This window comes from Paenibacillus sp. J5C2022 (genome assembly GCF_025567625.1).
In the GTDB taxonomy this organism is placed as follows: Bacteria; Bacillota; Bacilli; order Paenibacillales; family Paenibacillaceae; genus Pristimantibacillus.
Genome location: NZ_JAOQJC010000004.1, coordinates 187,223 through 201,842, shown reverse-complemented (window position 1 = coordinate 201,842; position 14,620 = coordinate 187,223). Strand labels below are relative to the sequence as shown.

Sequence of the window (14,620 nt, the reverse complement as noted above, 5' to 3'; positions counted from 1 at the left end):
CCCAGATCAGGTTTGGGGGATCGATATTACATATCTGCGGACGGGCAAAGGCTTCATGTACTTGTTTGTGATCAGACTGAAGCATTCGGAAATCCTTGTTAGTTAATTGGTCAGTCGTAGAAAAATAACTACGGTTGACTATTTAACTAACCACTCTGCAATTGGGTAATAAAAGGTAAGAGCTAACTTGGGAGGGATCATGATGAAACCACAAAAGAAAGGCTTACCTAAAAATCGAATTGTACCCGAACGAAAAGTGTATTTTCGCCCGGAGGTCACTCATTGTCCAGACTGCGGCACTAAGCTTAAGCGACATCACACCGCCTCGAATAAAATAGTGGCGACGCTCCAGGGCATTGTTCAGGTCTGGAATATGGCGTACCATTGACCAGATACAGTTTGTAACAAGTCCAAACGCTATTTCCGTTCAGTGCAGGCCTATGATGTGCTCGCTCTTGTTGGAGAGATGCGGTTTAAACGGCATATGACGGTTACCGAAATTTCCGAATCCTTAACCGAACAAGGATTTCCGACCTCAGAGCGTTATACCATGCGTCTCTACGAATGGTATCTGGCCTTACTTCGCGTTTCTCTGAACGCTGACGTCAAAGAATAGCTAAGCAACGTCGTGACTGAATACCATGGACTGCTTCTCTCCATGGACGGTATTCAACCGGAGAAAGGAAATGAAACGCTTTACATCGTGCGCGAGGAATTTAGTGGTCGGATTTTAGCAGCAAAAATTTATAAAGTGGATCTAAAACCGAGCCGATGGCGCTCTTAATGCCTGTTAAAGATCTTGGTTTTCCCGTGATTGGACTTGTGAGTGATGGTCAACAATCCATTCGACTGGCAATGAGGGAAACCTGGCCGGAAACTCCTTACCCATATTGCCAATACCACTATCTTAAAGATATTGCCAAACCTGTCGTCAATCTGGACCGCAAACTCAAAACCTAGCTCAAAAATAGCCTGCGTGACCTCCGAGAAATTGAGATGCAAGTCGAAGATGACGATTTAATAGAAAGTGAAGTGACACGAGATTACTTAGCGGCTACTCGTTCGCTTCTTCTGGAGGACGGAAATCCTCCACTGGATTTACTAGGGATTCGGATTTATGAAAAAGCCAGGGTTGTGAAAGCTTCGCTCGAAAAGAGTGTAGCTAAAAAAGGGGGGACCTACTGAATAAAGTTCTTCGTCTGTTCCGCAAACTTCCCGAATATACGTTAAAGTACCGAACTGTTAAGCGTTGGCAGATTCCGATTCAGGAAACCGCCCGCTTACTCGAACAACGGTTGCGGTGGACCAGCGTAGCGAGACGGTGAGTTTTACCATGCAATGTTTACGGTCTTGGATGAAAAAGACGTATACCCCGTAAAGTAGGAGAGCACTGAAAAAGTCGTTGTTTTGTTGCCTCGAGCAACAGAACAACGACTTTTTTGTGTTATAGAAAGGAGCCGTGTCCCTTTCTAAGCCGTTTTCGGTGTTGTTAGCTTCATCATTCGTTTCGCATTTACAACAATGGCCGTCAGAATGGCTTGTATGCGCATGCCAAGCAAACCTCGGCTATATTGTGAAATGGCCAGGCCATGATGTTTTTTAGTTCATGGTTCTTTTGTTCTATCTTATACCGCATCCGGTAGCGTAGTTTGAGAGCATCGGAATTATGGTAATCCATTGCTTTTTGTTTAAACTCTGGCACGATGGGAACGGAATACGTTTTTGAATTTGAACCTAGCTGGTAGCATCCTTCTTGAAGGGGGCATGACTTGCATTTCTCCACATCAAAGAAAAACGTCAGCCTTTGGAACTCATTGCCGTTTTTTCGCCCCATCTTTGCTTTCGGAATACTGTGAAGACCAGCAGGGCATTCCACAGTATCACTGTCTTTGAGGTAAATAAACTTTTCTCGTTACTCGTCTTGATGACCATAAAGCATCATCTCGTTTAATTTAATCGTTGGCGTAATGCCTTCCTTTTCAAGTAATTTCAGGTTTGTAAAACTGCCATATGCTTTGTCTGCAAGCACTTCATCTACAATTAATCCGGTCTTGCTCGTTTGTTCCAACAATTCAGGGAATGCCTTTGGATCACTCGCATTGCCAGGGTCCACCTTCAACGCTGCAATAATGCCATCTTCGGTGCCGAAAAATGAGGTTGTGGCACTTTTCCAGCCGAATCTGGCATCTGGATCAATCGCCGACTGAACCCCTTTCCAAGATAATAAACGCTCATCGCTTACGATCTTCTTGGTTTCCTCTAGTCGGGATTGCAATGTACCTTCAGCATCGGGTAGCAGTTGCACTACGGTTTCGCCAAGATGAGCCAAATAAGCTAGAAATCAAGAATGAATGAGAAATCGATTAATTGATGAATGCGAATAAGAAGATGGTCTTGTGGGATCAAATTTTATAGTTCGCTATGAAAGGAGAGCGACTGTTGTTTGTTCATTTCTAACACGAAATTCACCTCGAATATATTAGAGCAAATTACCGCGTTTAGCTGATAAAGTAAATGAGTTAAAAAGATGACTGATGATTGCTCATCAACCATCTTCACATATTCTGTAATCGTTTTCCAGTGCTCTCCCGTAAAGAAGATCATATTCTTTTATCCAACTTCGAGAGCTACACGCAAGGCTTTTGGAAGGGACTTTTTGTCTGCTATGATTCACTCTGGGTTCCCCACACGAATAATGATCATGAGCGATTTTTTCGTCAAACAAAAACGAAACACCGCCGAACGACGGAACGCTGCAGTTGGAACAAACACATTCTCCGCTGCGGCGAGTTTGTGGTGCTCGTTGATGATGCGCTAAGGCAAAGCCTCTTTTAACGAGACTGCAACAGGTTTCCCATGAAGCGTTTAACCAAGAATGTCGCCGTACGAAACGTAGACGTTTTCGTCGAGACCCTCTGGCTTACCTCAAACAAATTGAAAACAAGCTCTGTTAGTAAGTTAGTCAACCGTAGAAAAAAAAGCGGGTTTTCGATATACACTGGTACCCATAGACTGGACACTTAGAAAAAAGGTGTGCGGGCTGTGGGTACTTTTTTGTATACTTGAGCAAGCAATGGAGGGGGATTACCTTATGAGCAAGAAACGGTTTACAGAAGAAGAACGTGAACAGATGGCGAAGAACAGGTATGTAAAGAACGTTAGTGATAAAGCGATAACATATGCAGATGAATTTAAGCAGTTATTCATTGACCAATATATGACAGGGAAAACCCCGAGAGAGATTTTCGAAGCTCACGGATTTGATGTTACGGTAATCGGAATTAAGCGAGTAGAACAGTCTGCTGACCGCTGGAAGAGGGCTTACGAACACGGAGGAATTATTGGGTTATCTGATTCCAGAAAAGAGGCCTCGGGACGCCCGTTACGTAGAGAGTTATCGCCGGATGAAGTCATTGCAAAGCAGGAAGCACGAATTTACTTACTTGAATCTCAAATCGAACTGTTAAAAAAGCTAGATACGAAAGAAAGGTTGCTGGTAGCAAAAGGAATGAACTTAAGCAAGAATAAATTATTCGAACTCATAAAAGACACCGTAGATCAAGGCCTAGGACGCATGACGAGGTACCTCTGTTCGTTGCTTAACGTATCCCATTCGGGGTATTACAGCTACCTGCTCGCCGCTGATTCACGCTTAGAGCGGGCTCGCTTGGATACCGAGGCAGGACAGCTCATTAAGAAGGCTTTTGAGCGAAGGGGATACAAGAAGGGATCACGCTCCATCAAGATGATTCTTGAACACGAGTTTGGTGTCGTCTATAACCTAAAGAAAATCCGTAGACTGATGAAGAAGTTTAACATCGTATGTCCGCACAGAAAACCCAACCCTTATAAACGCATGGCCAAAGCTACGCTGGAACACCGAACCTTACCCAATACCCTACAGAGGGACTTCAAGAAGGGCATACCAGGCCTGGCCTTGCTTACGGATATCACGTACCTTCCATACGGCCGCTCCGAGATGGCCTATTTGTCGACCATACTGGATGCCTCAACGGGTGAGATCCTCTCTCACAACGTATCCAATCGGCTGACATTAGACATTGCTACGGATACTGTTGACGCTCTCAAGAAACAGAAACGTCTAAAGCTCCAAAAGGATGCTTTCATCCACTCGGATCAGGGCAGCCATTATACCAGTCCCATCTATCAGGAGTTGTTAAAGAAGAATGGGTTAGGCCAGTCGATGTCCAGACGCGGGAACTGTTGGGACAATGCTCCCCAAGAATCGTTCTTCGGCCACATGAAGGACCATGTCGATCATCGTAGTTGCTGTTCCCTTCAAGAGCTAAAGCAAGAAATCGATCGTTACATCCGCTATTATAACAACCACAGATATCAATGGGGATTAAAAAAGATGACCCCTGTTCAATACAGGAATCATCTATTGTCCGCCTCGTAAATCTTCAATACCACTCTTTTTTTAAGTGTCCTTGACAAGGGGTCCAGATTAATAGAACCTACTCTTTTTTTTATTTCTCTCATGCGTCTTAACTTAATGATATTGTAATCAGAGGAGGTTCTATTTGTCGTTAAAATCATTATGCCGTTTGAACTTCCCGGAATACCATATTGCTGCACTCCCCCTTCCGCTACGCCGACGAAGAAAGCGATGAGCATCGTTTCACTCCACGACAAGTTACAGTCCAGCATATAGATTTATACAGAATCGGAAATCGTCGCCACCAGATTAATTGGCCGCAAGTCAATGCGTCAGACCGCTACCCGCAAGCCGACGGACTGCATAACGAGCTCGCAATACATCATGTTGGCCCAAGAAAACCATTCTCTCGTATATTGCTCGGGATCATCCTTATGGAAGCCCTCATGCATCATGCCGCAGCCGGCATCCGTACTTTCCAGCAAATCCAGGAGTCGTTCCCTCTCCTCCTGGCTTCCGCTGGTCAGACCCTGCATCGCAAGGGCGATCGGCCATATATAGTTTTCGGGTGTATGTGGACTACCAATACCTGCCGCTGCCTTGCCTTCAAAGTAATAAGGATTGCCAGCACTAAGCACGAAGTTACGTGTATTGATATAGACTGGGTCATCGATAGGACAATAACCAAGATACGGCGCAGACATAAGGCTTGGCACGTTGGCGTCGTCCATGAAATGATGATGGCCCAGACCGTCCGTCTCATAAGCATAGATGCGACCGTACGTCGAATGCTCGACAATTGCATGCTCGCGAATCCCCTGCTCGATTACTCCTGCTAACTCCGTCGATTGTCGAGCTAACTCTTCCTCGCCAAGCACATCGCGCGCAATTTCCGCCGCGTAACGAAGTACGACAACCGCAAACATGTTCGAAGGCACGAGGTAACCGTATGTGCAAGCGTCGTCGCTCGGGCGAAAACCCGACCATGTCATCCCGGTAAATGCCGTTATCGCCCCTTTGCCTTCCCGAACAAGGGTATCGGTCTCCGGACAATTCAATCGCTGAAAACGATAAGTCGATAGCGTCTCATGATGCTGCTCGGTTTTCCACAGTCGAATAATCGCTTGTAGTGCTTGCCGGAACGTTTCGTTAAATACAGAGGTTCTGCCCGTGTTTTTCCAAAACAAATATGCAAGCTGGATCGGGTAGCACAGCGAATCGATCTCGTATTTGCGTTCCCATACCGACGGGTTCATCTCCGTCAGGTCGGAAGTGTGCCCTCGGCCGTTCGGAGCTTCGTTGAACGCATTGGCGTAAGGATCCAGTAGCACGAAGCGAAGCTGCCTCTCGATCAACCCTTCAATGACATTCGCCACTTCCGGATCTCCGTTAGCAGCCAGAAGATAAGGCCTGATTTGCGCTGCGGAGTCCCTGAGCCACATAGCGGGTATGTCGCCCGTAATAACAAAGGTCGTGCCGTCCTCCAGACGCTCTAATGTCGTATTCCATGTATTTTCCAGGCAATTCGCGAATATCGCGGCACGCTTCGGCTGATCGCCTAGTCTGTCCGACACTTGTCCGATTAGGGCTTCCAAGGAAGCCGGCAATTTATCGTTTCTCTCCATTGTCGTCATTTCCTGTTCCTCCGTTTGATTCCGTTTCATTAACATTCAGCGGTATGACCTGGTTCCAGGTATGCGTAAACCGATAAGGTCCTTCCCCAATTCCGACGGCTGCGAACAAATGAGTAGGCTGACCATTATGGAATAACAGAAACGGTCGCTCCAGATTGCACATTTCCGTCCGGCTGCCATCCTCCCATTCCACCGTTCTCGAATAGGCTTTGGGCTCGGCATGAATTTGCCAATCTATGCAGTTATCGCTTGTCGCGTACACGCCAGCCCCCCATTCGCCGGTCAGCCCGAACGATCCGTTCTTGCTGTCGTCCTTGATCAGCAGATGGAATTTGCCGTCCGCATGCCACAGGAAGGGATCCTCCACATGCAGGTCCGGGTCAGTGAAGTCAAGTATCGGTTTGTTAGCCAGCCGCTGGAAAGCACCGTCCGGACGATCGGCTTTGGCCACGCCTAACTGCAGCGTAGCCCCTGCGTATTCGCGCGACTTGTAGATCATATAGGTCGTTCCGTCAGGTAGAATCGCGACTGCAGGATTTGTCGTGATCGTGCAGTCCCATTGACCGGGGCGCGGCTCCAGCAAAGGCATATCCCTCCGTTCCCAAGGTCCGAATATGGATGTCGCCACGGCCAATCCGATTCTCTTATTGTTCCACACTTCGGCTCCGCGCTCCCATGGTACCTCATCTCCCGGACCCGGTATCGGACCGCCGTATGTCGTCCCCATATAATAAAGATAATAGGTTCCGTTCCAATATTGGATAAATGGGTTATGTTGATTCATCCCATCGAAATATGATCGCTCTCTTCGCCCAAGCACCGTTTCTTCATACCGGTAAGGGCCTTCCGGCGTTTCGCTTGATGCCCTCACAACTTCGCAATTAAATAGCCAATTGACTCCAAATCCGAGCGATTTGCTCCATCGAGAAGCGAACATATGATACCGGCCATCTTCGCCGCGAACGCAGGAGCCGCACCAGACGAAGTGGTCTTCTTCGTTGTATCCGCCGCCAGCCGGAGCCGGATTCAGCTTTTCGTTAATCGGGTTTGCCATTCTCTTACTCCTCCTTATTCCATCAACCTTTGACACTGCCCATAACTATGCCTTTCATGAAATATTTCTGCAGGAACGGGTAGACAAGCAGAATCGGCAAGGTGCCGAGAAAGATTTGCGCTGCTTTGGAAGTACGATCAGAAATGATGCCGAGCATATAGATATCCTCTTGACGCAAATTTTCAAAATCCAGCTTGATAATCACGGATTGCAAATATGTGGCGAGTGGATAGTCGCTCGGTTTGTTCATCAGAATCATCCCGTCGAACCAGGAATTCCAATGTTGCACGACCGTAAACAGCAGAATCGTCGCAATAGCGGGTTTGGAGAGCGGAACCATCACCTTCCACAAGATAACCCAGTGTCCCGCACCGTCCACATGCGCGGCTTCTTCAAGCTCCTTCGGCAATGAGCGGTAAAAGTTGAGAAGCAGAATAATATGAAAGACGGCTACCGCAGACGGCAATACGAGCGCCCATAGCGAATTGATCAATCCGGTCATCTTAACCGTCATATACCAAGGGATAAGGCCGCCATTGAATAATATCGTAAAAACAAAAAACCAGGCGAATACACTGCGATGCCGGAAAGCACTTGTAGGTTTCGATAGCGGATAGGCGGTCAGAACCGTCAGAAAAATGCCAATCGCCGTACCGAGCACCACCCGTTGCACCGTTACCCAAAGCGAGTCGAGAAACCTTGGATTGTCGAGTATGAATGAATAAGATTTCAAGGTAAAATCCACCGGCCAGAACGTAACTTCCCCTGCCGAGACGGCCGTGCTTGAACTGAACGAGATGGCCAAAATATGCACAAGCGGCAAAATGCACAACAGGGAGACGATGGCTAAAAAGGCATAGTTGAACATCTGAAAAGCTACTCTGCCGCGGGATGCATGCTGCATCGACTTCCCCTCCTTAGAAGATGCGATAATTGGCAAAGCGGTAAGCTAGCCAATACGAAACAGAAATAAACATGAAGGATACCACCGATTTGATTAGACCGATAGCGGTTGCGACACTGTATTGGGCGTCCTCCAGTCCGATGCGGTATACAAGCGTATCGAGCACGTCCCCGCTTTCGTAAACTTGCGGATTGTATAAATTGAATACCTGGTCGAAGCCCGCATTCAGCACATTGCCGAGGCTAAGCGTTGCCATCAGCACGATAATGGGTACGATTCCGGGCAGCGTAATATGAAGCGTCTGCTTGAAGCGCCCTGCTCCGTCGATCACGGCTGCCTCGTAGAGAGCCGGATTGATGCCGGTAAGGGCGGCTAGGTACACGATCGTGCCGAAACCGAACTCTTTCCAAGTCTCCGTCAGGACGAGCACATAAGGAAACCAACTATTGTCCCCCAGGAAAAAGATCGGCTTGGCTCCCATCCACTGAATGAGTAGATTAACAATTCCTTCCGAAGGTGACAAAATATCGACGAGTATGCCGCCCAATATGACCCAGGAAAGAAAATGGGGCAGATAGATCAACGTTTGCGTCGTTCGCTTGAAGAACGTTTTGCCAACCTCATTAAGCAGCAAGGCGAATAAAATCGGGACTGCCAGACCGGCAATCATTTTCATCAACGAAATGGTAATAGTGTTACGAATGACTTTCCAAATATCGGGCAGTTCAAACACATATCGAAAATGCTCCAAACCGACCCATTTTGATCCAAACCAACCTTTCGACGGCATGAAATTCTGAAAGGCGATAGCTCCGCCCGCAAGCGGAATGTAACTGTAGATGACAACGATAACGATCGCAGGAATGAGCATCGCGTATAGCGGCCATTGCCGTCTCCATCTGCGATTGACGACATTATTCAAGTACCTCTCTCCCTCCATATCCATACGGAAAGGGCCGCAGCGCATGGCCGCAGCCCTCCCCTAAACCTGTCTGTTTACATTATTGAGAAGATACGTCATGGTTGATCTCATCGGTAATTTGCTCCCCGCCGAGCTTATTCCATTTGTCCACGAACTCATCGAACGCCGTAATGTCCGCATAGCCAAGGATGATTTTGGTAAAAGTCTCCTTCTCCAGCTTCTCGAGCGTGCCCCATTTGGAAGACATCGTCTCGGTCTGTCCGCCGAATACCGTCGACACGTAGGCGCCCCCTTCATGCGACTTGATCAGAATCGAGAAACCGGAGTCTTCCGGGCCCCCTTGGCGTGTCGATGCCCAACCGGTTACGTCTTCAGTTTTCTTGAAGTCGATCATTTTCTGATATTCGGGAATGTAGTCGGTCAGAATGCTCTTATCTTCCTTCGATACCGCTTCAGCCAAGTTTTTCAGGTCGGCAATGGTAACGTTATTCGCCTTATCTGACATCACCAGCGCCGAAGTATAGACGTGAGTTTGGTCGCCGTTGTTGTCGTCCGGATTGTAGATCGTTTCATCCTTTGTTTCGCCGTAGCGATTTTCCTGATAGAAATTGAGTAGCTTCATGACCGCTTCCGGATTTTTGAAGCCTTTGCGAACGACCGTATATTCGGTTGCCGGGAAGCCTACGCTTCCGAGTGCCGTTTGATCATCGACGGAAACGAGAGGGGAAGCCTTCCAGTCAGCTTCCGGACTTTTTTTCTTCATGTCGATAAAGTTAAGCGGCACCCAGTTATGGCCAAACGTCATTCCGAACTTGCCGCTTACGAAGTCATCCACAACTTTATCGGTATCCTTGACGCCAAATTCCGGATCGATCTGCCCTTGCTTGAACATTTTTTGCAGCTCCTCAAGAGCGGTTCTCATCTCGGGCATCGTGCTTCCGTACGCCACTTTGCCGGAATCATCCTTGATCCAGGTTTGCGGGTAAGCATGGTAACCGTTGAAAAAGCCATTCAACGAAGCGATGCCGCCGTACAAGTCCTTCGTTATCGGCAGACCGAACGTGTCATTCTTGCCATTACGATCGGGATCGCCTGTTGTGAATGCTTCTGCGATTACGAGCAAATCCTGCATTGTTCGAGGCGCTTCCAATCCCAAGTTCTCCATCCAGTCCGTACGCAGCCACACCATAGGCAGACCGTAGATCGTCGAACCGAGCTTAGGCAAACCGACCAGCTTACCATCGAAGCTCGCCGCTTTTAGTCCCAAGCCGCCGTCACCCTCCATCAGGCTTTTTGTGAATGGAGATGCAAATTGCTCGTAAGCTTCTGTTAGATCGGCCAACTGATCCGCTTCTGCCAGCCTTCTGAGCTGTGAGCTGTTCACGACAAAAATATCCGGCAGATCGTTGGAAGCGATCGCGATGTTCATCTTGTTGAAATAGTTGCCGGATGGAGTCGTCCATTCGTACTTCACTTTAATGCCCAGTTCTTCCTCATAACCTCTTGTCCAAGCATTGTTCTCGAAGCTGTCTCCTTCCGGATAACGCCAGTTCTGCTCGGAATGATTGGCCGCCCGTACCTCAACCAACTGCTCGTACTTGCCGAACGGATCCGGAGCTTCGGCCGATGATGGCGGTGTGGCCGAAGGGTTCTGAGTAGCTTCGTCTTCCTTATCGTTGCCATTGCCGCAAGCGGACAGCGCCACGCTTAAGGCCAACATAGCGACTACAAGCCTCTTGTTCCTTTTCATGCGTTTCCCCCTCAAATATGGACTTTCTGACTTCTGTTTGCCTTACATCCGTATGATAGCATGGTCTTCCGCCATCTGTGAGCGCGTACAATGTTTACATTGTAGACTTTTGTTAACCAATGCTCCTGTCTCTAAACTCCTGAGGCGTCAGTCCAGTATGCGACTTGAAAAATTTTGTGAAGTAACGTGGGGAATCAAATCCGATCCGATGACCGACCTCGTGGATTTTCAACTGCCTGTCCAATAGCAGCTCCCGGGCCCTCTCCAGTCGCATCAACGCGATGTCGTCGGATAAATTACCACCGGAAAGCTGCTTGTATAGCCGCGACAAATATGCCGGGTGGTAGTTGACATGCTCCGCCAGCTTGGTCAAGGACAGATCCGCATGTAAATTGCCGGATACAAAAGTTTTGATAAGTTGAACGACATCCATCCCCTGACGCTCCCATTCCCGGGAACGGCTCTCGAACGCAAAGGCCATCAGCATGCGAAAGATGTCCATGAACCGTGGCCAAGGAACCTGGATGCCCGCGAACAAAACCGACAGCTCGAATCTCTCTTCTGCTTCCTTCATCAAGCCAAGTTGTTGTATCGTATGTGTCGCGAGCGCAACCAATTCTACATACACGTAAGTCCGCTCCCACACATTCTCTTCCCCCGCGCCCAACCTGTTTTCAAGTTCGTCAACCGTTTCTTCGAACATCGATTTGTCATTGCGATCAAGTGCGCTTTTCAGCTTTGCGAGTTTCTTATGCGGCAGCACAGCCGCCTCCGGCCGCGACTCTATCGGCTGCCGGTCTGTGAGGAATAGCCTGGGCTGCAAGCCGAATTGTCTGAACATCAGGTTTTTAAGACGATAATACTGCGTGTCTGCTTCCCCGAAAGATACGAACCTGCTGCCCATTGCCATCGAGATGCCAAGCTGTAGCAGCGTCATGCACTTCTCCTGAATCTGGCCCAAAATACCTTCCGCCGCATAAATAGCACGCTCTCCATACTCTTCATCAACCTTAGGTTGGATAAACCAAACCACATGATCCCGATCAATCCCTACCGAAGCCGTATGGGCGGCAGGCTCGAACAAGTCTTGTGAAATATTCTGAACTGCAAACAAATACAACGATCTATCCGTCGCCAGAAACCGAGACGTCCATTCGTCCACCTTCCCGAGCGCGAGCAGTACGGGACGATCCGCCCTCAGCGGAATTTCCAATTCTGCAAACTGTTCCAAAAGCGAATTCGTATCTTCTATCGCTCCCGTAGCCGTATCGAACAAGAGCATTCTGCGCAGCGACGATCTGGCCTGGTACAGTTGCTTGCGAGCTTCGCTCGCCCACTGCTCCTCTCGCAACTCCTCCTCGATTTGCTTAACCGTTTTGCGTAATGCTTCGACAATGACCTCGTCGCCTTCCGTTTTCAAAATATACTCTTGGCTGCCCTGTCGCAGCGCCTCCTGGACATAGACAAATTCGTCATGCCCCGTTAAGAAAAGCACTTTCGTGCGAGGCCAGCGAGCCTGTACATCCTTGTTCAGTTCCAGTCCCGTCATGCCCGGCATTCTAATATCCAGCAGCAGGATGTCCATTGGTGTTCGTTCGAGACGCTGCAGAGCCTCGCGAGCATGATACGCCTTGAATACCTCCAGTTCCGGATCGTGAAGTTCTCTCAGGCATTCCGCCAGTCCGTCCGCAAACAACGGCTCATCGTCGACAATCATGATGGTATACATTCGTCTGTCTCCTCCCGCTTCGGTTTCGTACGCTTGTCGGTCGCGTCGTCACCTGGCAATAAAATTGCAATTTTCAATCCGCCAAGCTTGCTTCGCTCAGCCGCCAATCCAAATGATTTGCCAAATCTGAGCTGGAGCCGCTTGTGCACGTTGATGACACCGGTCGTCTCCTTGGATGGATCGTCGTTCGTGCGAGCCAGCCGCTCGCACAACTCCTGAAGGGTGCGATCATCCAGTTCTCCGTTGTCTTCGATAACTATGCTCAGGTGCTTTTCTCCGTTATCAAAAGCCATGCGGACGAGCCCACCTTCCAGCTTCGCCCCCAAACCGTGCACATAGGCGTTTTCCACTATCGGCTGCAAAATGAGTTTCGGCACATAAATGCGCTCGAAGGACGACGGAATCGGATCAATGTCTGTACGAATCCGGTTGGAGAAGCGCAGCATTTGAATCCGTATATACGCCTCTGCATGCTTCATTTCTTCGGCCAGCGGAACGACATCGGACGCGTTGCGGGTAATGTACTTGAAGTAATCGCCAAGGAACCGCGTATAGTCTGCTACCTTCTCCACGTCATGCTGCTGCGCCAGTCGGTATATCGCATAGTAGCTGTTGTACAAAAAATGCGGGTTGATCTGCGATTGCAACTGCTTCAGCTTCGCAGTCTGCAGCCGAATTTTGTGCTCGAACACTTCCTGTATCAGTACCTTAATACGCATAGCCATCGAGTTGAACTGCCGATAAACGATAGAAAACTCGTCTCCTTTGCGCGTACTCAGCACGACATCGTAGTCTCCAAGCTCGATACGTCTGAGTCCCGCCAGCAATTGCTTGAAGGGTCGGTGCACGAGTCTGTAAATACTGTAGCTGAACAGCAAAATAAGAATGAGCGACGCGATTAAAATAACATAGTACATATTGTTATAGCGCTGCAGCACGCCAGTCATTACATTTTCGGGAATCGCCACCATGAGACGAATGCCTTTACTTTGCGAGGTCTCTTCAATGATGCGAAGCCGCGTATCCGCTATGTCGATGCTCCCATAAGACCCTGCCGTCACTCCTTTTCCGACCATAATCGGATACTCCTCAAGCTCCGAGCAATACGCCGCTTCCGTACAGCCGGATATCGTCCAGTTCATTTCCGGGTCATACAGAATGGCTGCACCGTCCTTCAAAGGATCAATGCCGCCGATTTCTTTAAGCATATGTCTAATCGTCTCGCCGGACAAAACGACCTCCATCGAATACACCAGATTGTTGCGTCCGAGCGGAACCGGATACACGCCTCCAAGCGCAAGCGACGTTCCCAGCTCGTACAACATAGAGTTGTGCAAATAAGACTGAGCGATGCGTTCTATATCCTCTTCAGGCATCGAGTTCTCATAGCTGCTGGCAAATACACCGCGGTTCAGGGAAGGGAAATACACCTTCACATCCTGAACGAACGGACTGGATGTCTTCAAAATGTGAAGCTTATCCTTCACCGACAATATAAGCTCGCCCCTTGAATAAGAATCCATAAAAGGTCCTTCGTTCGCCAACTTCAGAAAATCCTCGCTATTCAAATATTCGTTTTTCAAATTGTCGATTCGTTCGATTTCCGTCTCGAAGCTTTTGAGAAAATAGCTCGCATTCAATGAAATGGAGCCAGTCGTTCGTTGCAAAATGCTTTGTTCGATCTGACTGTTCATATATACGTTCATCAAATAAATCGGCGCATTCAAGACGATGAATATTGCAATCAAATTGGCAATAATCGACTTCCGAATACTATGAATACGAATCAGCTTTTTCATCGTAAAGTCCCCCTGCCTGTAATCCGCCTTTCTCACGCATCAATCTCCGCATGCGAAAAGTGAAACCACTCAACCGTGAGAACAGCTTACTCTATTCCGACTATTATTGCTACTAAAGCATGTCTTTTTCATTTCGTCTGGTACCTCGGTCTGCCACAGACCTTTTAAAGTATGATTTCAGGCTTTTGCTATGCTGAAAATAAGCAAAAGAAAACGTCTCAAAAAGCATGCTTTTTGAGACGTAAATCAATATATGATTAAAATTTCGTTTATCCGTTCTTAAAAAGGAGAACCATTCGATTCAGTTCACAAAAACCATAGTTTTATCCGTCCGTTAGCAGAAATGGCGGCCTATCTCAGTAGCCGACTGCTTTTTTAACCGCCATTTGTTTTCCTTCGCTTCATGTATGATTTATTTTTCGATACGCT

The 14,620-nt window shown here is 48.2% G+C and carries 10 protein-coding genes; 1 reads left to right on the top strand and 9 read right to left on the bottom strand.

Going from position 1 to position 14,620, the window contains the following annotated elements:
* Positions 1-1,528 precede the first annotated feature (1,528 nt).
* Complete coding sequence (locus M6D81_RS31770) at positions 1,529-1,876, bottom strand: transposase (protein WP_410795691.1); 348 nt, start codon at positions 1,874-1,876, stop codon at positions 1,529-1,531.
* 36 nt (positions 1,877-1,912) lie between these two features.
* Entirely contained in the window at positions 1,913-2,305 is a 393-nt protein-coding gene (locus M6D81_RS05005; RefSeq protein ID WP_262675723.1) for a transposase, read from the bottom strand.
* 786 nt (positions 2,306-3,091) lie between these two features.
* On the opposite strand from M6D81_RS05005, the gene M6D81_RS05000 reads away from it, so the two are divergent.
* The gene (locus M6D81_RS05000; protein WP_262675722.1) at positions 3,092-4,420 is read left to right on the top strand and encodes an IS3 family transposase; all 1,329 of its coding nucleotides are present in this window, start codon (positions 3,092-3,094) and stop codon (positions 4,418-4,420) included.
* 311 nt (positions 4,421-4,731) lie between these two features.
* Here M6D81_RS05000 and M6D81_RS04995 read toward each other — a convergent pair whose 3' ends face one another.
* The 7 genes from M6D81_RS04995 to M6D81_RS04965 form a co-directional block, all read right to left on the bottom strand.
* Positions 4,732-6,033: a glycoside hydrolase family 125 protein gene (locus tag M6D81_RS04995; protein ID WP_410795690.1), complete on the bottom strand. Its 1,302-nt coding sequence runs from the start codon at positions 6,031-6,033 to the stop codon at positions 4,732-4,734.
* The gene (locus tag M6D81_RS04990; protein WP_262675721.1) at positions 6,008-7,087 is read right to left on the bottom strand and encodes a glycoside hydrolase family protein; all 1,080 of its coding nucleotides are present in this window, start codon (positions 7,085-7,087) and stop codon (positions 6,008-6,010) included. The genes M6D81_RS04995 and M6D81_RS04990 overlap by 26 nt, the downstream gene beginning before the upstream one ends.
* 22 nt (positions 7,088-7,109) lie before the next feature.
* Positions 7,110-7,991, bottom strand: a complete 882-nt coding sequence (locus M6D81_RS04985; protein WP_262675720.1) for a carbohydrate ABC transporter permease — start codon at positions 7,989-7,991, stop codon at positions 7,110-7,112.
* A 13-nt stretch (positions 7,992-8,004) separates the two neighbouring features.
* Entirely contained in the window at positions 8,005-8,931 is a 927-nt protein-coding gene (locus M6D81_RS04980; protein ID WP_410795693.1) for an ABC transporter permease, read from the bottom strand.
* A gap of 61 nt (positions 8,932-8,992) precedes the next feature.
* Positions 8,993-10,663 carry an extracellular solute-binding protein gene (locus M6D81_RS04975; protein ID WP_262675718.1) on the bottom strand — a complete coding sequence of 557 codons (1,671 nt, stop codon included), beginning with the start codon at positions 10,661-10,663 and terminating at the stop codon, positions 8,993-8,995.
* Positions 10,664-10,775: 112 nt separating this feature from the next.
* Entirely contained in the window at positions 10,776-12,392 is a 1,617-nt protein-coding gene (locus M6D81_RS04970; RefSeq protein WP_262675717.1) for a response regulator, read from the bottom strand.
* On the bottom strand, positions 12,377-14,191 hold the full coding sequence (locus M6D81_RS04965) for a sensor histidine kinase (RefSeq protein WP_262675716.1): 1,815 nt from the start codon (positions 14,189-14,191) through the stop codon (positions 12,377-12,379). Before M6D81_RS04965 ends, M6D81_RS04970 begins: the two co-directional genes overlap by 16 nt.
* Between the last annotated feature and the right edge of the window lie 429 nt (positions 14,192-14,620).